17 protein-coding genes are annotated in these 19,887 nt (G+C 72.3%); 8 read left to right on the top strand and 9 right to left on the bottom strand.

Annotated elements, in window-relative coordinates; genetic code table 11:
* Positions 1 to 13: 13 nt before the first annotated feature.
* Both ACU6P3_RS29570 and ACU6P3_RS29565 read left to right on the top strand, forming a co-directional pair.
* Entirely contained in the window at positions 14 to 916 is a 903-nt protein-coding gene (locus ACU6P3_RS29570) for an SDR family oxidoreductase (RefSeq protein ID WP_447194892.1), read from the top strand.
* A 373-nt stretch (positions 917 to 1,289) separates the two neighbouring features.
* A complete protein-coding gene (locus tag ACU6P3_RS29565) occupies positions 1,290 to 4,415 on the top strand; it encodes a discoidin domain-containing protein (RefSeq protein ID WP_447194891.1) in 3,126 nt (1,041 codons plus the stop codon).
* 124 nt (positions 4,416 to 4,539) lie between these two features.
* On the opposite strand, the gene ACU6P3_RS29560 is transcribed toward ACU6P3_RS29565, so the two are convergent.
* The 6 genes from ACU6P3_RS29560 to ACU6P3_RS29535 all read right to left on the bottom strand — a co-directional run bounded on the left by ACU6P3_RS29560 (position 4,540) and on the right by ACU6P3_RS29535 (position 9,936).
* Positions 4,540 to 5,415, bottom strand: a complete 876-nt coding sequence (locus ACU6P3_RS29560) for a citryl-CoA lyase (protein WP_447194890.1) — start codon at positions 5,413 to 5,415, stop codon at positions 4,540 to 4,542.
* The gene (locus ACU6P3_RS29555; protein WP_447194889.1) at positions 5,412 to 6,617 is read right to left on the bottom strand and encodes a CaiB/BaiF CoA transferase family protein; all 1,206 of its coding nucleotides are present in this window, start codon (positions 6,615 to 6,617) and stop codon (positions 5,412 to 5,414) included. The genes ACU6P3_RS29560 and ACU6P3_RS29555 overlap by 4 nt, the downstream gene beginning before the upstream one ends.
* Complete coding sequence (locus tag ACU6P3_RS29550) at positions 6,617 to 7,378, bottom strand: IclR family transcriptional regulator (RefSeq protein ID WP_447194888.1); 762 nt, start codon at positions 7,376 to 7,378, stop codon at positions 6,617 to 6,619. Before ACU6P3_RS29550 ends, ACU6P3_RS29555 begins: the two co-directional genes overlap by 1 nt.
* A gap of 221 nt (positions 7,379 to 7,599) precedes the next feature.
* Entirely contained in the window at positions 7,600 to 8,511 is a 912-nt protein-coding gene (locus tag ACU6P3_RS29545; protein WP_447194887.1) for a hydroxyacid dehydrogenase, read from the bottom strand.
* Positions 8,504 to 9,085 carry an RraA family protein gene (locus ACU6P3_RS29540; RefSeq protein WP_447194886.1) on the bottom strand — a complete coding sequence of 194 codons (582 nt, stop codon included), beginning with the start codon at positions 9,083 to 9,085 and terminating at the stop codon, positions 8,504 to 8,506. The genes ACU6P3_RS29545 and ACU6P3_RS29540 overlap by 8 nt, the downstream gene beginning before the upstream one ends.
* A 77-nt stretch (positions 9,086 to 9,162) precedes the next feature.
* Positions 9,163 to 9,936, bottom strand: coding sequence for an IclR family transcriptional regulator (locus tag ACU6P3_RS29535; protein WP_447194885.1), 774 nt, complete (start codon positions 9,934 to 9,936; stop codon positions 9,163 to 9,165).
* 165 nt (positions 9,937 to 10,101) lie between these two features.
* Between ACU6P3_RS29535 and ACU6P3_RS29530 the strand changes: the two genes are divergently transcribed.
* Genes ACU6P3_RS29530 through ACU6P3_RS29520 form a run of 3 tightly spaced genes read left to right on the top strand, consistent with a single transcriptional unit; the run spans position 10,102 to position 13,234 of the window.
* Positions 10,102 to 11,088, top strand: coding sequence for a Bug family tripartite tricarboxylate transporter substrate binding protein (locus ACU6P3_RS29530; protein WP_447194884.1), 987 nt, complete (start codon positions 10,102 to 10,104; stop codon positions 11,086 to 11,088).
* Positions 11,085 to 11,711 carry a tripartite tricarboxylate transporter TctB family protein gene (locus tag ACU6P3_RS29525; RefSeq protein ID WP_447194883.1) on the top strand — a complete coding sequence of 209 codons (627 nt, stop codon included), beginning with the start codon at positions 11,085 to 11,087 and terminating at the stop codon, positions 11,709 to 11,711. Before ACU6P3_RS29530 ends, ACU6P3_RS29525 begins: the two co-directional genes overlap by 4 nt.
* Positions 11,711 to 13,234: a tripartite tricarboxylate transporter permease gene (locus ACU6P3_RS29520; RefSeq protein WP_447194882.1), complete on the top strand. Its 1,524-nt coding sequence runs from the start codon at positions 11,711 to 11,713 to the stop codon at positions 13,232 to 13,234. The genes ACU6P3_RS29525 and ACU6P3_RS29520 overlap by 1 nt, the downstream gene beginning before the upstream one ends.
* A gap of 226 nt (positions 13,235 to 13,460) precedes the next feature.
* Here the strand turns inward: ACU6P3_RS29520 and ACU6P3_RS29515 are convergent, their stop codons facing one another.
* Positions 13,461 to 14,696: an MBL fold metallo-hydrolase gene (locus ACU6P3_RS29515; protein WP_447194881.1), complete on the bottom strand. Its 1,236-nt coding sequence runs from the start codon at positions 14,694 to 14,696 to the stop codon at positions 13,461 to 13,463.
* Between the two features lie 414 nt (positions 14,697 to 15,110).
* Here ACU6P3_RS29515 and ACU6P3_RS29510 point away from each other — a divergent pair, with 414 nt between their 5' ends.
* On the top strand, positions 15,111 to 15,968 hold the full coding sequence (locus ACU6P3_RS29510; RefSeq protein ID WP_447198123.1) for a carbohydrate kinase family protein: 858 nt from the start codon (positions 15,111 to 15,113) through the stop codon (positions 15,966 to 15,968).
* A 118-nt stretch (positions 15,969 to 16,086) separates the two neighbouring features.
* On the opposite strand, the gene ACU6P3_RS29505 is transcribed toward ACU6P3_RS29510, so the two are convergent.
* Positions 16,087 to 17,088 (bottom strand): DUF6745 domain-containing protein, encoded by a 1,002-nt coding sequence (locus tag ACU6P3_RS29505; protein ID WP_447194880.1) that lies wholly within the window; start codon positions 17,086 to 17,088, stop codon positions 16,087 to 16,089.
* A gap of 83 nt (positions 17,089 to 17,171) precedes the next feature.
* A complete protein-coding gene (locus tag ACU6P3_RS29500) occupies positions 17,172 to 17,510 on the bottom strand; it encodes a DUF8820 family protein (RefSeq protein WP_447194879.1) in 339 nt (112 codons plus the stop codon).
* Between the two features lie 206 nt (positions 17,511 to 17,716).
* On the opposite strand from ACU6P3_RS29500, the gene ACU6P3_RS29495 reads away from it, so the two are divergent.
* Positions 17,717 to 18,670: an STM4015 family protein gene (locus tag ACU6P3_RS29495; protein ID WP_447194878.1), complete on the top strand. Its 954-nt coding sequence runs from the start codon at positions 17,717 to 17,719 to the stop codon at positions 18,668 to 18,670.
* Between the two features lie 3 nt (positions 18,671 to 18,673).
* Positions 18,674 to 19,858, top strand: a complete 1,185-nt coding sequence (locus ACU6P3_RS29490) for an STM4014 family protein (RefSeq protein WP_447194877.1) — start codon at positions 18,674 to 18,676, stop codon at positions 19,856 to 19,858.
* Positions 19,859 to 19,887 lie beyond the last annotated feature (29 nt).

The following is a 19,887-nucleotide window of genomic DNA, read 5'->3' as shown; positions in this document are numbered from 1 at the left end:
AAGGAGAACCGTCATGGCCAAGCACGTCATCATCGGTGCCGGTTCCATCGGTACCAACGTCGCTCGTCTGCTCGCCGAGCGCGGCGAGAGCGTCCGGATCGTCACCCGCAGCGGCTCCGGCCCCGAGCACCCGCTGGTCGACCGGGTCGCCGCGGACGCGTCCGACCCGTCCCGCCTGACCGAGCTGTCCCGCGGCGCGGAAGTGATCTACCACTGCGCCAATCCACCCTCATACACGGTGTGGGAGCGCCTGTTGCCGCCCCTGCAGACGGCGGCCATCACCGCCGCCAAGGCGAACGACGCCGTCCTCGCGCTGACCGGCAGCCTTTACGCCTACGGTCCGCAGCCCGGGGGCCGGATGAACGAACACACCCCCATGGCCGCCACCGGGCACAAGGGCCGCCTGCGCAGACGCATGTGGGAACAGGCCCTTGCCGGGGGGATCCGCACCGTCGAGGTCCGCGGCTCCGACTACATCGGCAAGGACGCCAACGGCATCTACTCCCTGCTCATCAAGTCGGCCCTGGAGAAGGGAAAAGCGGCCTGGATCACCGGCCACCTGGACATGCCGCACACCTTCACCTTCAACGGCGACATGGCACAGGCCCTCATCACGCTGGCCTCCGAAGAACGCGCGTGGGGCCGACCCTGGCACGTGCCGTCCGCGCCGGCCGTCACCATTCGCGAGCTGGCGCGGCGCTACGCCGTCGCGGCGGGCCGGCCACCGGTCAAACTGATCCAGATACCGCGCTCCGTGACGCGTACGGCCGGACTGATCGTGCCGATCGCCCGCGAGATGGCCGAGATGGACTACCAGTGGTACGCGCCGTTCCACATGGACGCGACGGAGACCGCCGACACCTTCGGCCTGACCGCCACCGACCTCGACACCGCCGTCCGCAACGAGGTCAGCTGAACTCCCACCGCCACACCCGCGGGCCGACGGCATGGCCGCCGACACCGTGAACGTTCGTGGTCACGGCACTGGATCAAAGCTGAACGGGCGGCGCCTCACCGGTCGCCGGCGTCGCGCGCGTCCAACGGACGCGGGCTCGGGGGCGAGCCCGCGTCCGGCGCGCGTCACGCGTCGACGACGCTGTTCGCCGACGCCGACGGTGAGACGTCGACCGGCGAGACGTCGACCGGCGAGACGTCGACCGGCGAGACGTCGACCGGCGAGACGTCGACCGAGAATTGCTGACGTCACACCCGTTGACGCGCACACCGGGACCGCCGAACAATGTGCGAGGCCCATTTGACAACGTTGTCTAGCCTCCGAGGTTTCGCCCGTGTCGCATCCCCTGCCCCTCGACCGCCGCCGCTTCCTGCACCTCGCCGGTCTCACGGGAGCGCTGGCCGCCCTGCCCCCGCTCAGCGCAACCGCGAGCCCGTACGCGGCGGAAGGCCGCACGGACACGCCCCCCGACGCCGTCGCGGCCACCTACCTCCGTGTGCTCCAGGACCACACCCGGTGGTCCGAGACCCAGTGGGACGAGGCGCTGGGCCGCTACAGGGCCAAGGACTTCGGGTTCGCCGTGGTCCTCGGCAACGCGGTCCTGCTCACCCACGGCACCTACGACGCGGAGCGCGCGGGTACGGACCCGGAGACGCTCAAGCGGCGCACACTCGCCACGATCCGCCACTTCGCCGCGTCCAGCCGGCTCACGGGCGGCGACGAGTGGGGCCGCAAGCTGTTCTTCGACACCACGTTCCAGTCGTACTTCATCCTCGCCGCCCGGCTTCTGTGGCAGGACCTCGACACCACGACGCGGACGAACGTCGACACCATCGTCCGCGAACAGGCCGCCTATACCGTGTCGTTGGGCAGCGGCGACGACCCCGCCTCGGGCGACTGGACGCCTAACGGCCTGCTCGGCGGACACGTCGGCGACACCAAGCTGGAGGAGATGGGCCTGTACGCGCAGACCCTCGCACCGGCGCTCGCGTGGGCCCACGACGACCGCCGCGCCGCCGACTGGGCCAGGTGGTACGGCATCTGGTCGCGCAACGAGGCGGGGCTGCCACCCGCCGACCTCGCCAACCCGGCCCGCGTGGACGGCGTCGCCGTCTCCGAGAACACCGCCCGCAATCTGTACGACACCTTCATCGTCGAGAACCACGGCTCCTTCGGCCCGCACTACCAGGAGGAGTTGTGGCGCACCTCCGGCCGCAACTCCGCACACTTCCTCGCCGCCGGGCGCCCCCTGCCGCAGGTCCTCGTGCGGCAGCCGAACGCCCAGCGGCTGTGGCGCACCCTGCTCGGCGTCATGAGCGACGCGGGCGAGCCACTGATGCCGATGGTCAACGACCGTGAGCACCTCTACGGCAGGGACGTCATTCCGCTCGCCTTCCTCTCCCAGGTGATGGGCGACCGGGCCGCGGCGCGCGCGGAGCAGGAGCTGGCGTCGCGGCTGGAGGCCTACCAGCAATACCCGCCCGCGCACCGGATGGTGAAGTTCTCGGGGGAGCCGAAGTACGAACCGGAGGCACGTGCCGAGATCGCGATCAGCTATCTGCTGCACGTGTGGGCGGCGGCCTCCGGTCGGCCCGTGACGGCACTGTCGCGCGAGGAACTGTTCGCGCGCGCCTCCGGTGTCACGGACTTCGGGACCGGCCCCGGGCTGGTGTCGCACCAGTCGCGTGCCGCGTGGGCCGGTGCCGTGACCAAGCCCGGGTTCGTGAAGTTCGCCTGGCAGCCGGGGCACGACGACTGGCTGTTCCGGCTCAGTGGCGCGACCCCGATGTTCCTGCCGGCCACCGGCGCGAAGGTCCGGGGCCGTACGGTGCGCGTGTACGAGTCCCTGCGCGACGGCTTCGACGGCAGCGCGACGCTGCTGCGCCTGGACGGCGGCTGGGCCGGCTTCGCGACGCTGCCGACGGGCGCCGTCGTCTACGCGAGCAGCGGCACCGCCGATGCGGAGGGCCACCTCGACGTGCACAACCTGACGATGCCCGGCATGCCGGGACTCGACGGGGCACGCACCTACCGCTTCGAGGAGGGCGAGGCGACCGTCCGCGCCCGCGACACCTCCACCGGCACCCCAGCCGGGCGGGTGGACGAGCTCGGCTTCACGCCCACGACGGTGCGCCACGTCCGCATGCTCGGGGTGCGGCCGGACCCGTCCTACGGCTACTCCCTGTACGCCTTCGAGGTGCGCGACGGCACCCAGGGCGAGGACCTCGCGCGCGGCGGGTCCGCCACCGCCTCGTCGGCCGACGCCGGGAGGGGAGCGCCCCTCGCGGTGGACGGCGACGCGACCACACGCTGGGCGGTGTCCAGGGCCGACCGTCCGCGCGCCGACAGCTGGCTGGCCGTCGACCTCGGCGTCGAGCGCACGGTCGACCGCGTCACCCTGCGCTGGGAATCGGCGGCCGGTCGCGCCTACCGCGTCCAGGGTTCCGCGGACGGCCGGGACTGGAAGGACCTGGTGACCGGGCCGAGGCCGGCGGTGAGCAGCCGCGGCGGCTGGCTCGACGTCGACGGGCGCGCGGGGCTCGTGGTGCGTGACGGCCGGAACCCGATCAGCGTCTACGACGACGTGGTCGTCCTCGGCGACGGCCCGGCCGCACCTCTCCTCGTCGAGGGTTTCCCCGGCACGTCGGCCGGGGAGCTGCGCACGATCGCCCGGCGGCCCGCGCCCGCGGCGGAGACCACCGAGGTGCGCACAACGCTGACGGACGGGCACCTGACCCTGTTCAACCTCTCCGGCGAGCCCGTCAGGACGAGGATCGCGATCCCGCGCACCAGCACGGACACCGTGGTCTTCGAGGGCACGCAGACGCTGACCGCCGACGGCACCTCTTTGGAGGCCGCGCTGCCCGCCGCCTCGGCGGTCGTGCTGGCCCCGCGCTTCACGCTCACCCCTCTCACGGGCAGGCGACTGCCGCCGGGCCTGCGGGTCCAGGTCGTCGACGGTGCGACCGTGCGCCTGTCCGGGGTCTCTTGCGCCCTGCGCGTCCAGGCCCAGGGGCGTGCGAGGGTCGCCTCGGTCACAGCGGACCGGACGATCACCGTCGTCCTGGACGGCGCGACCGCCTACCCGCACGACGACCTGGCCCTCGGCAGGACCGTCTTCCCCACGAGCCCCCTGCCGGAGGGCATGTCCGACCCCGCGGCGGCCGTGGACGGCGACGCCCGCACAGCGTGGCAGCCGGGCGCGCGCGGCCGCATGGTGGTGGACCTCGGCGCGGCCCTTCCGGTCCGCCTGGTGGAGACCGAGTGGACGGCCGGCACGGTGCCGGGCGCGCAGGCCGGCTTCAGCACGGACGGCATCACCTACCGGAACGCCGGACCACTCACCGGTCGGGGCCGCCTGCGCCGGCTGACCGTCTCGGGGACGGCCCGCTACGTCAGCGTCGAGGTCGACGGGGCGCAGGCGGCGGTGGCACGCCTGCGGCGCCTGACGGTGCGCTGACCGCACCGCGCCCGGGCCGTGCGGGGACGCCTCGTCGGCCGTACCTCGCACGAGCCCGGGTCGGCCGCAACAGCCCGTCCGGCGCCCGGGCGGCGGGCGCGGCCACCGGAGGGTCCGGGGCGGATCAGGCTCCCCGGTCCAGGTGGCGCTTCGGAGTGCCGTGGTAACCGGCGAGGAGCGGCCGGGGCAGTGGTCCTTTGATGCGGGCCCCGTTCTCCGTCTCCTCCCAGGCGTGAGCGAGAATCCCGACGCTGCGGGAGAGGACGAACAAGCCCCGGCCGAGTTCGGACGGGAAGCCGAGTTCCGCGTAGATGATCGCTGTGGCCCCGTCGATGTTCATGGGTACCGGGCGGTCCCGGCCTTCGGCGAGCGCGGCCTCGATCGCCAGTCCGGCCTCCAGCGCCCACCCGGGGGTCTCGCCCTCGGCGACCGCCTCCCGCACCAGCGCGAGCAGGGGGTCCCGCCGGGGGTCCCGGGGGTGGAAACGGTGGCCGAATCCGGGGATGTAGGCACGGCGTCGACGGTACTCGGCGACGATCGCGCGGGCGTCCTCACCGTCGGCGACCCGGCGCAGGATCTCCATGCACTGCTGCCCCGCCCCGCCGTGGACGTCCCCGAGCAGGCCCGCGCCGGTCGCGACGGCGCTGTTCAGTCCCACGCCGCAGGTCGCCGCCATACGGGCCGCGGCGATCGACGGGGCCTGCGGGCCGTGGTCGACCGCGGCGACCAGCGCGGCCTCCAGAAGGCGGCCCTGGGGAGGCGTGGGCAGTTCACCGCGGAGCATGAGCCAGATCTGCTCGGCGAAGGTGATCCGGCCGATGAGCTCCTCGACCGGATAGCCGCGCAGCCGGATCTCGCCGGGCCGGATCTCGCTCACCGCCGTGGACCACCAGTCGGTCACGGCACGCTCGGAGATCAGCGCCTCGCTCCCGCCCGCCCCGCCACCGCTCCCGGGCTCCCGCGCCGGTCCGTCGCCCACTGGTACGGCCGTGTCGCTCATATGGCACCGCCTTCGCGCAGCGCGGCGATCTCCGCCGGGGTGTAACCGAGTTCCGTCAGCACGTCGTCGGTGTGCTCTCCCAACAGCGGTGGCGGAGCGGGAGTCGTAGCCGGTTCACCGTCCACGCGCAGCGGGCTGCCCAGCACGTGCAGGGGGCGTTCGCGTCCGTCGGGGAAGGGGAGGTCGTACACGAAGCCACGTGTGGCCAGATGCTCCAGGCCCAGGGCGTCCGGCACGGACAGTACGCGTGCCGCCGGGACCCCGGCGTCGGAGAGGATCTCCTCCCAGTCCGCCGCCGGTCGGGCGGCCAGGGCCGATTCCACCTCGTCGCGCAGCGCGTCGCGGTGCGTTTTGCGGTCGGCGGGGTGGGTGAAGCGGGGGTCGGTCGTCAGATCCTCGCGCCCGACGAGCCGGCACAGGGTCGTGAACTGCTGCTGCCGGTTGGCGGCGATGTTGAGGTACCCGTCGGCGGTGCGGAAGGTGCCGGAGGGAGCCGCGGTGAAGTTCTCGTTGCCCATGGGCTCGGGCACGCGTCCGCTGATCAGGTAGTTGGACGTGACCCAGCCCATGGCGGTGAGCGCGGACTCCAGCATGGAGACGTCGACGAAGGCGCCCTCCCCGGTACGTCCGCGGCGTACCAGGGCGGCCGCGACCGCGTAGGCGGCCGCCATGCCGCCGAGCGTGTCCGCTACGGGGAACCCGGCCCGCAGGGGCGCCGTGTCCGCTGTGCCGGTGACGCTCATCATGCCGCTGAGGCCCTGGACGATCTGGTCGTATGCCGGGCGGTCACGCAGGGGGCCCGTCTGCCCGAAACCGGAGATCGCGCAGTAGACGAGCCGGGGGTTCTCGGCGCGCAGTGTCTTCCAGCCGACACCGAGGCGGTCCATCACACCGGGGCGGAAGTTCTCCAGCAGCACGTCGGCCTCGCGGACCGCGCGCAGCAGCGCCTCCCGCCCGTCCGGATCCTTCAGGTTGAGGGTGAGCGAGCGCTTGCCCGCGTTCTGTGCCAGGAAGGAGGCGCCCAGCAGCTCCTCCCCCAGGGCGCGGTCGGCGCCCAACTGGCGGGCGAGATCACCGGATTCCGGCATCTCCACCTTGACGACATCGGCGCCCTGCAGAGCGAGCTGATAGCCGGCGAAGGGGCCGGCGAGAACGTTGGTCAGATCGAGGATCCGTACGCCCTCCAGAAGGGGGGTCGTCATCAGGCGGTGCCTCCGATGCAGTCGAGCGCGGTGAGGGCGCGTGCCGTGTCCAGCAGGGCGGGGGTGAGGCCGGCGACGGCCTCGTCGGTGAAGCGGGTGGTCGGGCCGCCCAGCGCGACCGCCGCGGTCAGGCGGCCCGACGCGGCGGCGAAGACCGGGGCCGCGACGCCGGAGACGCCGGGCTCGCGTTCGCCGTGGCTGACGGCCATGCCGTCGGCGTCGGCCTTCCGGGCGCGTTCCCAGAGCGGCTCGCACCAGTCGTCGCCCGGTGCGCGGGACGCCACCGCGGCGACGTCGGCGCGGTCCGAGCGGGACAGGAGGACATGGCTCGCGGCCCCCGACCAAAGGGGCAGCTCCGCCCCGACGCGGACGACGTGACGCAGCGTGCGGGTGCCTTCGTGGCGGGCGACGCAGACGCGGCTGTTCTGCTGACGGACGTAGACGGACACCGTCTCGCCCCCGCTCGCCTCGCTCAGCTCGGCCAGGCGGCGCAGGGCCTCCTCGGGCAACCGCCAGGTCCGGTTGGCCAGTTCCGCCCACCGGAGAAGTCCGGCGCCTGGAACGAGATGGCCGTCGCCCCGGCTCCAGAGCAGACCGCACTGTTCCAGTGTGTGGACCAGCCGCACCACGGTGGTCTTCGGCAGTCCGGTGGCGTCGACCAGTTCGCGTACGGACCGGCTGGGGTGCTCGACGTCGAAGAGCGCGAGCAGGTCCACCGCGCGCTGCACACTGCGGACACCACCGGCGTCGGATTCAGGCATGCCGTTCCCTCGTGTCGGAACAACCGGCGAGGCGGCCCCCGGCCGGTGAGCGGGCCGTACCATCAGACCACGAAACCATTTGGCAGCACAAACAAACCACCTAGTGGTACGAACGTCAGTTCGTTTCTCTCGTCGGGGCAGACCTGCGCACGTGCTCCGACGTGTGGGGCGACCGCCCGTGGCACACCCCGTCCGAGGCGGCGGGTGCCACGGACGCCCCGTCAGGTGAGGGCGGCCACGATGTGGTCGGCGGCCTCGGTGGCCATGCGGCGCAGCGCCTCCGCGGTCTGCGCGCCGGTGTGCGGGGTGATGACGACCGACGGTTCGTCACGCAGCGGGTGGTCCGACGGGAGCGGTTCGACGGCCGTGACGTCGAGCCCGGCGCCCGCCAGGTGGCCCCGCCGGACGGCGTCCAGCAGGGCGGACTCGTCGATGACGCCCCCGCGCGAGGTGTTCACCACCACCGCGCCCTCGGGCAGTGCCAGGAGTTCCGGCAGACCGATGAGGTTCCGGGTCGTCTCGACCAGCGGCACGTGCAGGCTGAGGTTGTCGGCCCGGGACAGCAGGACCGGCAGGTTCACGGGTTCGACGCCCGCCTCCTCGATGACGGAGGCGGGCACCATCGGGTCGTGGGCCAGGACACGCATACCGAAGCCCTGACCGGCGATCGCCGCGACCTCACGGGCGATCCGGCCGAAGCCGATCAGCCCGAGTGTCGCGCCGGAGAGCTCACGCCCGCGGATCGCGGCACGGGCATCCCCCTCGTCGCGGACCGCGATGCCGATGCCCCGGCGCACGGCGAGCAGCAGCGCCATGGCGTGCTCGGCGACGGACCGGCTGTTGGCCGTCGGGGTGGTGGTGACGGTGATCCCCAGCTCCCGCGCGGTGTCGATGTCCACGGTGTCGACGCCGACGCCGTGCCGGGCGACGATGCGCAGCCGCGGCGCGGCGCGCAGCATGGCGCCGTCGACCCTTTCGGTGCGCAGCAGGATGGCGGTGACCCGATCGCTGATCTCGTCGAACGGGACGCCCTGCGTGCCGTACCCGAGGCGCACGTCGGCGTGCGGGCGCAGGCGCGCCAGGGCGTCCTCGTGGACCGGCCGGGGAATCCAGACGAGCGGGCGGTCAGTCACGGGGCACCAGCCGCTGGTTGGCCGCCCGACGCTCGGTCTCGCCCTCGAGGAGCCGGCGTGTGCCGGCGATGACGTCGTCGGCCTCCCCGGCCGGTACGACTGCCACACCGTCGTCGTCACCGACCACCCAGTCCCCGGGGCCGACCGGCACCCCACCGACGGCGATCGGGCCGCCCACGCGGTACGGACCGGTCTTCCACGGTCCCGCGGGCGTCACGCCTCGGGCGAAGACCGGGACGCCGAGCCCGGCCAGCTCGACGACGTCCCGGGCAGCGCCGTCGAGGACGATGCCGCCGATCTCCAGCGCCCTCGCCTTCTGCACCACCAGCTCGCCGATCAGCGCACGGGTGACGTCGCCGCCTCCGTTGACGACGAGCACCTCCCCGCGCCGTATCGTCTCGAACGCCGCGTGCAGGCCCTTGTTGTCACCCGGCCGCGTCCACACGGTGAACGCGGGGCCGGACAGGACCGCGCCCGGCCACAGCGGGCGGATGCCGTCGGCGACGCCGAAGCGGTCCATCGCGTCGGACACGGTGGCGACGGGGAACGCCCCGGGAGGCGGATAGTGGTGCACGGTTCTCCTTCGGTGGGTCGGTACGGCCGGTGGGTCGGTACGGCCGGTGGGTCGGTACGGCGCGGTAGTTCGGCGGGTCAGTACAGGGCGGGAGGCAGACCGGTTCGCGCGATGTCCTCGGCGCAGCGGCGCACCGCGAGCACGAAGCCGGGGATCTTGTCCTCGGTGAACCGCACGGTCGGTCCGCCGACGGCGAGCACCGGCGGGCGGGCGGGTGCGTCGTCGCCCGGGAACGGGACGGGTACCGCCAGACCGCTGTTGCCCGGTTCGCGTTCGCCGTGGGTGACGCACCAGCCCCTCTCGGCCGCGGCCTCCGTTCCGGCGCGGAGCGCCTCGGCGTCCCCGTCGGACTCCGCGGCGATGCGCGCGAAGAGCAGCTCCCGTTCCTCCGGCGGTTCGAGGCTGAGCAGTACGTACGCGGCGGATCCCACGGACATCGTCAGGACGTCACCCGGCTCCACCACATGGCGCAGGGTGTTGGGGCTGGGAGCCTGACCGACCACGACCCGCCCCGTGCCCTCGCGGACGTAGAGGCTCACCGTCTCACCGGTCTCGGCGGCGAGGGCGCGCATCCGCGCCAGTGAGGCGGGCGGGACCGTCCAGGCGGTGTCGGCGAAGGCCGCGAAGGCGATCAGGCTGGTGCCGACCCGGACCCGCCCGTCCCGCCCGGACTCCACCAGTCCCTCTCCGGCCAGCGTCTCCACGAGCCGGAGCACGGTGGTCCTCGGCAGGCCCGTCTCGCGGACAAGGTCGGTCAGTGTGAGTGACATGCGTTCCGGTGTGAACGCCCGCAGCACCTGCCACGCCCGGCTCACCGCCCGGATCCCACCCCCGTCAGATGTCGGAGACATCGGTTCCCTTCTTCGTTGTGTCATCTCCATTGCCTCGCCCCGGAAATGATGTTTACCATCTGGCGGTCATCAGTATCCACCAGATGGACACACTGAGGTAGCCGACCACCGCGAATCCAGCCAGGCACGACGTCACGCTCGGTCCGGGGTCACAAGGGAGTGATCGTGCAGAGGAAACGTTTCATGCTCGCCGTCGCCGGCGTCCTGAGCACCGTGGTGCTCGCGGGCGCCGCCGCGGTGGACGCGAGCAACTCCACCTCGGGCGCCACTCCGAGGTCGAAACTGACGGTCACGGCCCCGGCCGCGCCCGGAGGCGGCTGGGACCTCGCGTCTCGCGAGTTCCAGCAGGCCCTGCGGGGCGACTCGATCGTCAACAACGTGCAGGTCGTCAATGTGCCGGGAGCCGGCGGCACCATCGGGCTCGGGCAGTTCGTCGAGTTCGGCGACGACCCCACACGGCTGATGATGACCGGCACCGTGATGGAAGGCGCGATCACGGTCAACAAATCGCGCGTGAACCTGGAGAACACCACGCCGATCGCCCGGCTCGCCGAGGACTACCAGGTCTTCATCGTCCCGGCCGACTCCCCGTACCGGACGCTCCAGGACTTCATGGCCGCGTGGAAGGAGAACCCGCACAGCCACGCCGTCGGCGGCGGCGGGCTCGGTGGCACCGACCATCTGCTCGCCGGACTCGCCGCGCGCGAGGCCGGCATCGACCCGAAGGAGGTCAACTACATCTCGTTCGCGGGCGGCGGTGAGGTACTCACGGCACTGCTGTCGAACACCGTCGAGATCGGGGTCAGCAGCTACAACGACTTCCGCGACCAGATCGAGGCGGGCAACCTGCGGGCCCTCGCGGTCTCGGCCGACAGGCCGGTGCCGGGAATCGACACCCCTACCTTCATCGAGCAGGGCGTCGACGTGTCGCTGCCCAACTGGCGCGGCCTGGTCGCCCCGCCGGGCATCAGCGACGCACAGCGACAGGAACTGACCGACATCGTCACCGAGGGGACCCGCACGGCCGAGTGGGAGGACGCCCTCACCCGCAACAAGTGGGTGGACAGCCTCCTGACCGGTGACGAGTTCGCCGAGTTCATCCGCCAGGACCAGCTGAGGGTGAACACCATCATCAAGGAGCTGGGGCTGTGACCACCCACCCCGTGCCGGACACGGGACCGGCCGCCTTCCTGCGCCGCCGCACCGGCCTGATCGTCCCGCTGCTGCTGCTCGTCACCGGCGTCGTGCTGGGTGCCGGAACACTCACCATGGAGGTGCCGGCCAACGTCGCCTCACCGGGGCCCCGGATGTTCCCCACGGTGGTCGCCGTCGCGTGCGTCGTGTTCGCCGTCCTCCTGGGCGTCGACGTGGTGCGCCGCCCCGAGCCCGAGCAGGTCGCCGCCCCGGCCAACGGCACTCCGCCCACCGGCACCGATACCGCCGCCGAGGCCACCGGCACCGCCGTCTCCACCGCCGCCGCGGACACCACCGGGTCCGACGCCGACGACGCCGTCGACCCGGGCAGGGTCCGGAGCAACCGCTGGGCGGTGCTCGGACTCGTCGGCACGATCGCGGCGTTCATAGCCCTGCTCGTCCCCCTCGGCTGGCTGCTGTCCGGCGCGCTGCTGTTCTGGGGGGTCGCCAGAGCGCTGGGCAGCCGTCGGCCGGTGTTCGACGCCTTCCTGTCGATCGCGATCTCGTCCACCGTTCAACTGGCCTTCTCCGCAGGACTGGGCCTCAGCCTTCCCCCGGGCATCCTGGCAGGAGTCCTCTGATGGAATCACTGGGCAACCTCGGCGACGGGTTCCTCACGATCCTGACGCCCATGAACATGCTGTGGGTGCTCGTCGGCGCTCTGCTGGGCACGGCCGTCGGCGTACTTCCGGGCCTCGGCTCGGCGATGGCAGTGGCACTGCTGCTGCCGGTGACCTTCTCGCTGGACCCGATCGGCGCGTTCATCATGTTCGCCGGCGTGCTGTTCGGCGGACTGTTCGGTGACTCGACCGCCGGCATCCTGATGAACACCCCCGGCAACAGCACCGCGATCGCCGGGTCCATCGAGGGGCACCGGATGGCGAAATCCGGTCGCGCCGCCCAAGCGCTCGCGACCGCCGCCATCGGCGCGTTCATCGGCGGCATCCTCTCCTCCGTCCTCGTGGTGTTCTTCGCCCCCTCGCTGGCCGAACTCGCCACGCTCTTCGGCCCCGCCGAGTACCTGGCGCTCGCGGTCTTCGCGTTCGTCGCCATCTCGGCCGTGGTGAGCGAGTCGGTCCTCCGCGGCCTGGCCGCCCTGGTCATCGGACTCGCGATCGCGCTGGTCGGCGTCGACGGCATGTCGGGCGCCGCACGCTTCACCGGGGGCCTGCCGGAGCTGTTCGACGGCATCAACATCGTGGTGATCACCGTGGGCCTGCTGGCGCTCGGCGAGGTCGTCGCCGTCGCCGCACGACGCGGGACCAAGGAGGACCTGCGCGTCATGCCGTCCACCGGCCGGCTGTGGCTGTCGCGCCGGGAGATCCGGCTGGCGGTGCCGGCATGGCTGCGCGGCACCGCGATCGGTGTGCCGTTCGGCATCATCCCCGTAGGCGGATCCGAGGTGCCGACCTTCCTCTCCTACGGCACCGAGCGCAGGCTCGGATCGCGACGCGCGGACTCCATGTTCGGCAAGGGCGCCATCCAGGGCGTGGCCGGACCGGAGGCGGCGGGCAACGCGACCGCCGGCACCGCGATGGGCGCCCTGCTCGCGCTGGGCCTGCCGACGTCGGCGACGGCCGCCGTACTGCTGGCCGCGTTCCGCCAGTACGGACTCCAGCCCGGCCCGCTGCTCTTCGAGCGTGCGAGTGACCTCGTGTGGGCCCTGCTGGCCAGCTTCTTCGTCGCCATGACCGTCCTGCTGGTACTCAATCTGCCGTTCGCGCCGTTGTGGGCGAAGCTCCTGAAAGTTCCCCGGCACTACCTCTACAGCGGGATCACGGTGTTCGCCATGCTGGGTGTCTACGCGACCAGCGGCAAGGTCCTCGATCTCGTCCTCGTCCTGGCCATCGGCCTGCTCGGCTTCGCCATGCGCCGGTACGGGCTGCCCGTCGCCCCGGTCCTCATCGGAGTCATCCTCGGCCCGCTCGCCGAGACCGAGTACCGCCGCGCGATGGCGGTCAGCGAGGGCGACCCGTCGGTGCTGGTGTCGAGCCCCATCACGATCGTCCTCTACCTCGTGCTCGCGCTCGGCGTCACCGGCCTGCTGGTCCAGCGCGCCCGGAACCGCCGCCGCGCCAGGACACCGCGGGCGGTCTCGTCCTGACCCGTCGGAGTGCCGGCCCGTGACCGGACCGCGCCCTCGGCCCGGTCACGGGTGACAGCCGGGTCGAGGGCTGGAGTCCGTCCTCACGCAGCACGCCAACATCGTCCACGCCGCGCAGAAGGCCGGCGTCCAACACCTCGCCTCCGCAGGCACCGCCGTCAACAATGCCCAGGACTCACCGATGAGCCCGAGAGGACTTCCATCACGCACTTCGGCTCATCCGTGGTCAGTTCTCGCCCACAAGATCGAGACCGTCGGTGGACGCCGCCGGTGTGATCTCGGGAACGGGCCACTTACGGTTCAGCGGCAGCGACGCATCCCGCCACCAAGGGCGCGCGGGGAGGTCCCCAGCGGGTTCGAAGGGCTGGCCCGGGACCGGGACGGCGACTGCCTGTCCGACCGCACCGGCGGCGGCCAGCGTCCACTCGCCGGGCTCGGCCCAGGGATGCAACGAGAGATTGAACGTCCCCCAGTGGATCGGCAGCATGACACCGCTGGGTCGGCCTTGCTGCAGGTCGAGGTGGCTCTGGACCCCTTGCGAGGGGTTCATGTGAATGTCCGGCCACGCGCCGGGCAGCGGGGTGGAATCCGTGTGGTTCTCGGGCCAGTAATCGCTGTAGGCACCGATCTGGATCATGGTCGCGTCAAACGGACCGTGCTCGGTGCCGATGTCCCGGAAACCGGAGAAGTAGCCGGTGTCCCCGCTGTGGTAGATCCGGTGCTCGGGCCCGGCCACCGCCCAGGAGGCCCACAGCGTGTGCTGCTGGTTGCGCAGTCCCCGGCCGCAGAAGTGCCGCGCGGGCGTGGCGGTCAGCCGGATGCCGCTGACCTCGGCGGACTCGTTCCAGTCGAGCTCGCGCAGCCGGGACGCGGGCACGCCCCAGCGCTCCAGATGCGCGCCGACCCCGAGCGGCACGGCGAAGACCGTGTCCGTCGAGGCCAGGTCGCGGATGGTGGGCAGGTCCAAGTGGTCGTAATGATCGTGGGAGATCACCACGACATCGACGGGTCCCAGGGCGCGCAGCGGGACGGGCACCGGGTGCAGCCGCTTCGGGCCGGCGAAGGCGAACGGGGAACAGCGTTCGCCCCAGACCGGATCGAAGAGCACACGTCGGCCGTCGATCTCGGCGAGTACGGTCGAATGCCCCATCCAGGTGAGCCGGAGCCCCGAGGGGGGCGGCGCCGCGAGGTCGGTGAGGGTGGTGGGGTGCACGGGGATGGTGCCCGCGGGAGCGCGACGTGCCCGCGCCTCCTTCTGGAAGTAGACCTTCGCGAGCTCCAGGCCGGAGCCGCCGGACGGTCTGATCCTGGCTCCCACCGGGTTCTGGAATGACCCGTCCGCGAAGTTGGGTGAGCGGTGGATCCGCTCCAACCGCTCCCCCGCGGAGTCGGCCCCGAAGGCCGCGGGTCGGATCGAGCGCAGCCGTGAGCGCAACGAGAGGGAGGAACCAGCGCCTGTCACAGCACCTCCTGGGGTTCAGTGTCGTCCTCATTATCGCCAGCGGCGTCCCGCGGTGCGGGCCGAGTGATCACGCCGCCGCCCCTCGGTACGTTCCGTCCAGCCGATCGTCCAACGTGGTCATTGCCCCGAGGATTCCCGGGCACGCATGCGTGCGAGGAATCAGGCCGGAGGAATCGACCGGTGGAATCCGGGGGAAACGGGACGATCGCTTCGCCGGCCGGCCGGTCATGGCTGTCTCCGCGGGCCGACGTCGCCGCCGTCCCGCGGCGGCCATACTGGGCCCCCGGACACGGACAGGGACGCAGAACCGAAAGGGATCTCGTGAGCCATCAGCAGACAGACACGACCGAGGCGGCCGAAACGGGCAGCACCGTCGACGCCGCCCACGACGTACTCGTCGTCGGCGGCAGCGGAGTGGACACCATCGTCCGAGTCGACTCCCTGCCGGTGCCGCTGGCCGACTCGGTCGGTGTGGGCCCGATCCACGAGTGGCCGGGGCACACCGGCGGGAACGTGGCCCTGGGCTGCCGGGCGCTCGGTCTGAAGGTGAAGTTCCTCGACTACATAGGGGACGACTGGATCGGCGGCCTGGTCCGCGACCGGCTCACGGCCGGCGGTGTGGACTTCGAGACGCTGGTCTCGGAGACGGGGACCCGGCGCGCGGTCAACCTCGTCGAGAAGACCGGCCGCCGGATGTCCTTCCACGACGCTCGTGACCCGGAGCACCTGCGGATGCCGCGCGAGTTCTACCTGCCCCACCTCGAACGTGCCCGTCATGTCCATCTCTCGATCACCAACTTCACGCGGTTCCTGTACGACGACATCGAGGCGCTCGGAGTCCCGGTCTCGACCGATCTGCACGACTGGGACGGGCTGAGCGACTACCACCGGGACTTCGCCCTCCGCTCCGATCTGGTGTTCCTCAGCGCGGTGGGGGCGGGTGAGCGGATCGCCTCCGTGATGCGGGAGATCCTGCGCGAGGGGCGGGCGGAGGCGGTGGTCGCGACGGCGGGCGCGGGCGGGTCGTACGTGATGAGCCGCGACGGCAGCCGTACCCCGCGGCCCGTTCCCGCGACGGTGCCCCCCGCACCGGTGGTGGACTCCAACGGCGCGGGCGACGCGTACGTCTGCGGTTTCCTCTACGGTCGGCTGGCCGGGCGGGACCTGGAGGCGTGTGCCCGGCTCGGTGCCGTGGCGGGCGCCCACGCCTGTACGGGCGAGGGCAGTACCGCGCTCATCGGACAGGACGCCCTGCTCGCGGCCCCGGCCTGAGCGGCGCCGGGCACGCCGGGTACCGGCCCCCGATGCGGGCCCGGTGTCCCGTCCCGGACAACGGGCCACGGTGATCCGGGCCCGATCTCGGGCCCGGGCGCCGAACCACGGCGGCGGCTCAGGTCTGCCGCAGAGGGTCGTACGCCTCCTCGTCGAGCCCGAACGTCCAGGCGACGCCCTCCTTGGCCGTCCGGGTGGCGGGCGGCACCCGCAACCAGTAGGTGCGGTACGAACCGTCCGGCTCCGGACTGGAGTTGACGACCTCGACCATCACGACGTCCTCGTCGTCGTCCAGCCGGATCCGCCACAGGACGCCGGTCTCGTCCTTGTGCACGGGCTGGGCGTCCGACTCGCTCAGATAGCGGTCGTAGCCGTAGTACTCCAGCATCACGCGGCGCAGCTCCGCGTTGCCCTCGGTCCGTATCCGCTCGGGCGTCAGCGACGCCAACTCGTCGAGGAACTCGGCCGGGACCGGCATGCCGCGCCACGCGTACAGGGCGAAGCCGTCGGCGTAGGCCAGCGCGGGCCCGTCCCCGCGGTCGAGCCGGCCCGCCTCGTCCCGGTGCAGCTCGGTGGGGCGTTCGCAGATCACGACGGCACGTTCGTACGGCCACCACCAGCCGGCGTGCCGCGCGACCTCGGCGAGTCCCTCGAGCCGCTCGCCGTGCCCGTCGAACGCGGCGAGCCAGGCCGCGTCGTGCTGCCCGAGGACCGCGTCGAGCAGCACCGCGCGGACATCGGCCGCCTCGACGGACTCCTTCGCGAGCGCCTCCACGACGCCGGCGCGTATCCGGTCGGCGAGCGCCCGGGTGGTGTCCCACAGGCGGGCCCCGGTGGCACTCCAGTGCTCCGCCCAGCGGGCGACCCCCAACTCCTGGTGAAGTCGACGCCGTTCGCCGGCCCATGGGTAGGTGCGCACGTCGTCGCGCACCGACGCACCCGCGTCGCCCAGCTCTCGTACGGCCCGCACACCGGCCGACGGTGACGCCGCCCAGACGATTCGCTCCGGCTCCGTCAGCCCCGCTTTGCGGTAGGCGAGGCGCACGCCCCGCTCGGCCGCGGCCCGGTCCGCCGCCCCCGTCGCCGCCGCGACGGCCCGCCACATGTCCACACCGCTCATTTCCGCACCCATACCTCGCTACCCGTCCCCTGCAGTACTCGTACGCCGTTGTCCCGCCGCGTCCTGATCCGCGATCGCCCCGGTCAGTCCGCGACGACCCGGAACGCCCCCGGCACGTACTCGCGCTGGCGCACCACCCGGAACCATCCCTTGGGCAGCGCTATCGCCGCGTGCTCCTCGTGCACCACGCGCCCGCCGTCCGGGAGGTGGAGGTACATCGGTGCCGACATGTCACCGGACTCGCGGACCAGGCGCCCGGGTCCGGGCACGGCGTGGGCGTGTCCGGTGACCTCGCCGAGCGCGAGCACCAGGCGGCCCCGCGCGTCCCTCGGCTCGCCCCGCACGCCCGTCTCGTCCAGCAGTCGCGCGGGCACGGTCTCCTGTGCGACGGGCGTGATCAGTACGTCTCCCTGCCGGAACATGGCTCTCCCCTCGATCCGGTGGCGCCGAGCGCGCCGACCTGAGACGAACGCTACGGCGAGGGTCTGACAACCGGCCCCGACGACGGCGCGGTCCGGTCCCGGCGAGGGCCTCGTTCAGTCCCGGCGAGGGCCTTGTCAGTGGGCCTTGGTAGAACTTCTCCACATCAACCGACCAACGTCACACCGGTGCACTGGAGCGATCCACCATGACCGTCTCGGACCAACTGAACGAGCTGTACGGCCTGCCCGCGTTCGACTTCCCCGAAGCGGGATCGGAGGACTCCCTTCCCGACCCGGCCTCCGTGGCCTGGCGCATCGCCGTCGAGGCGTACGAGAGCGACGAGCAGTGGGACGAGGCGTTCGCCCGCTTCACCGAGGCCGTGGATCCGACGCGGGTGCGAGCGCTGATCGTCGGAGCCTGGAGCGACGTCTACGACTCGGGCCCCGACGACGTCATCGAAACACTCGTCGCGGCGCGCGACCGGCTGCCGGCGCTGCGCGCGGTCTTTCTCGGGGACGTCACCTTCGACCAGTGTGAGATCTCCTGGATGCATCAGACGCAGGTCGCCCCCCTGCTCCAAGCCTTCCCCGAGCTGACCGAGTTCGGCGTGCGCGGCGGCCAGGACCTGGGGTTCTCCCCCGTCCGGCACGAACGGCTGCGCTCGCTCACCATCGAGACGGGCGGTCTGGACGCGGAGGTCGTACGGTCGGTCGGCGCCTCCGACCTCCCCGCGCTGGAGCACCTGGACCTCTGGCTGGGCGTCTCCTGGTACGGCGGGACCACGGAAGTGGCCGACCTGGCGCCGTTCCTCTCGGGGGAGCGCTTCCCCCGGCTGCGGCATCTGGCGCTGCGCAACAGCGAGATACAGGACCGGATCGCGAACGCGCTGGCCGGCGCCCCGGTCGTGGCCGGTCTGGAGGTACTGGACCTCTCCATGGGGACGCTCGGCGACGAGGGTGCCGAGGCGCTCCTGAGCGGACAGCCGCTCACCCACCTCAAGAAGCTCGATCTGCACCACCACTTCCTGAGTGAGGCGATGCGGGAGCGGCTGACGACCACGCTCGGCGCGGCCGGGGTGGAAGTCGATATCTCGGAGGCCGAGACGGCGGACGGCGATTCCGACGGTGTCGAGGGCCGCTACACAGCGGTGTCGGAGTAAGCCATGGCACCGTCCCCGAACGCGCCCGCCGACCAGGCGGGGCTTTCGCGACACGCCCTGGCCGTGGTCGGAAATCCGGCCAACCGCCGCGTCATCCTCTTCCAGGACGCCGTACGGGCCGCCGGCCTGCCCGCCGCCAGGGAGGTCTCCTGGCTCGACGTGCTGCGCGGCCGGGCCGCGTTCGGGGCCGGTGAGACGGTGCGGATCGACTCCCCGGGCGAGGACACCGAGGTGGACCGGCTGCTGCGCGACGCGGACGATCCGACCCGGGTGGAGGGCACCGGCCGCTGGTACAGGCACTTCACCGCCGCCGCCCGGGAGGTGGGACGCGCGGCGGCGGACGCCGGGGCGCTGCTGCTCGACGACCCCGGGGAGATCGCGGTGCTGTTCGACAAGAGGCTCTGCCACGGCGTGCTGGACGGGGCGGGCGTCACGGTGCCCCTCTCGCCCACCTCGGGCCCCGGCGCGCCCGCCGTGTCCGGCTGGGACGACGTGCGGACCCTGATGGCGGACGCCGGGCTGTCCCGGGCGTTCGTCAAGCTGGCCCACGGGTCCTCGGCGTCCGGGGTGATCGCGCTGGAGACGGCGGGGCCCGGCCGGGTGCGGGCCACGACCTCCGTCGAACGTGACCCGGAGGGACGTCTGTTCAACTCGCTGCGGGTGCGTCGCTATACGACGGAGGCGGAGGTGGCCGCGATCGTGGACACCCTCGCCCCCGACGGGCTGCACATCGAGAAGTGGCTGCCCAAGGCGACACAGGGCGGCCGGTCGGCCGATCTGCGCGTCGTCATCGTCGCCGGGCGTGCCACCCACGCGGTGGTGCGCACCAGCGGCTCCCCGATGACCAATCTCCATCTGGGCGGCTCCCGTGGGGATCTCGGCGCGGCACGGGCGGCGATGGACGCGTCCGGAGCCGGTTGGGCCGCGGCCATGGCCGTGTGCGAGCGGGCGGCCGAGTGTTTTCCGGGCACGCACTGCGTGGGCGTCGATCTGCTGGCGGCCCCGAACTGGCGGCGGTTCGCGGTCTGCGAGGTCAACGCCTTCGGTGACCTGCTGCCCCGGCTGACCGGCCTGCCCGGCAGCGCCGGCGAGGGTCTGGACACCTACGGAGCGCAGCTCGCCACGCTGCCCCGGAGCATGCCCCGCAGTCCGGGGAAGGAGGTGCGGCAATGCACCCGCCCGAGCTGACACCGGCACACCCGCCTGCCGACACAACG

The sequence above is a fragment of the Streptomyces hebeiensis genome (genome assembly GCF_052983195.1).
Note: the sequence above shows the minus strand (reverse complement) of the source record. Positions and strands in the feature narration are given on the sequence as shown.

Excerpts from the sequence above, each read along its gene's own strand:
- ACU6P3_RS29570 (WP_447194892.1), top strand. The coding sequence starts at position 14 with ATGGCCAAGCACGTCATCATCGGTGCCGGTTCCATCGGTACCAACGTC.
- ACU6P3_RS29560 (WP_447194890.1), bottom strand. The coding sequence starts at position 5,415 with ATGAGCGACACGGCCGTACCAGTGGGCGACGGACCGGCGCGGGAGCCC.
- ACU6P3_RS29555 (WP_447194889.1), bottom strand. The coding sequence starts at position 6,617 with ATGACGACCCCCCTTCTGGAGGGCGTACGGATCCTCGATCTGACCAAC.
- ACU6P3_RS29550 (WP_447194888.1), bottom strand. The coding sequence starts at position 7,378 with ATGCCTGAATCCGACGCCGGTGGTGTCCGCAGTGTGCAGCGCGCGGTG.
- ACU6P3_RS29535 (WP_447194885.1), bottom strand. The coding sequence starts at position 9,936 with ATGTCTCCGACATCTGACGGGGGTGGGATCCGGGCGGTGAGCCGGGCG.
- ACU6P3_RS29520 (WP_447194882.1), top strand. The coding sequence starts at position 11,711 with ATGGAATCACTGGGCAACCTCGGCGACGGGTTCCTCACGATCCTGACG.
- ACU6P3_RS29505 (WP_447194880.1), bottom strand. The coding sequence starts at position 17,088 with ATGAGCGGTGTGGACATGTGGCGGGCCGTCGCGGCGGCGACGGGGGCG.
- ACU6P3_RS29500 (WP_447194879.1), bottom strand. The coding sequence starts at position 17,510 with ATGTTCCGGCAGGGAGACGTACTGATCACGCCCGTCGCACAGGAGACC.
- ACU6P3_RS29495 (WP_447194878.1), top strand. The coding sequence starts at position 17,717 with ATGACCGTCTCGGACCAACTGAACGAGCTGTACGGCCTGCCCGCGTTC.
- ACU6P3_RS29490 (WP_447194877.1), top strand. The coding sequence starts at position 18,674 with ATGGCACCGTCCCCGAACGCGCCCGCCGACCAGGCGGGGCTTTCGCGA.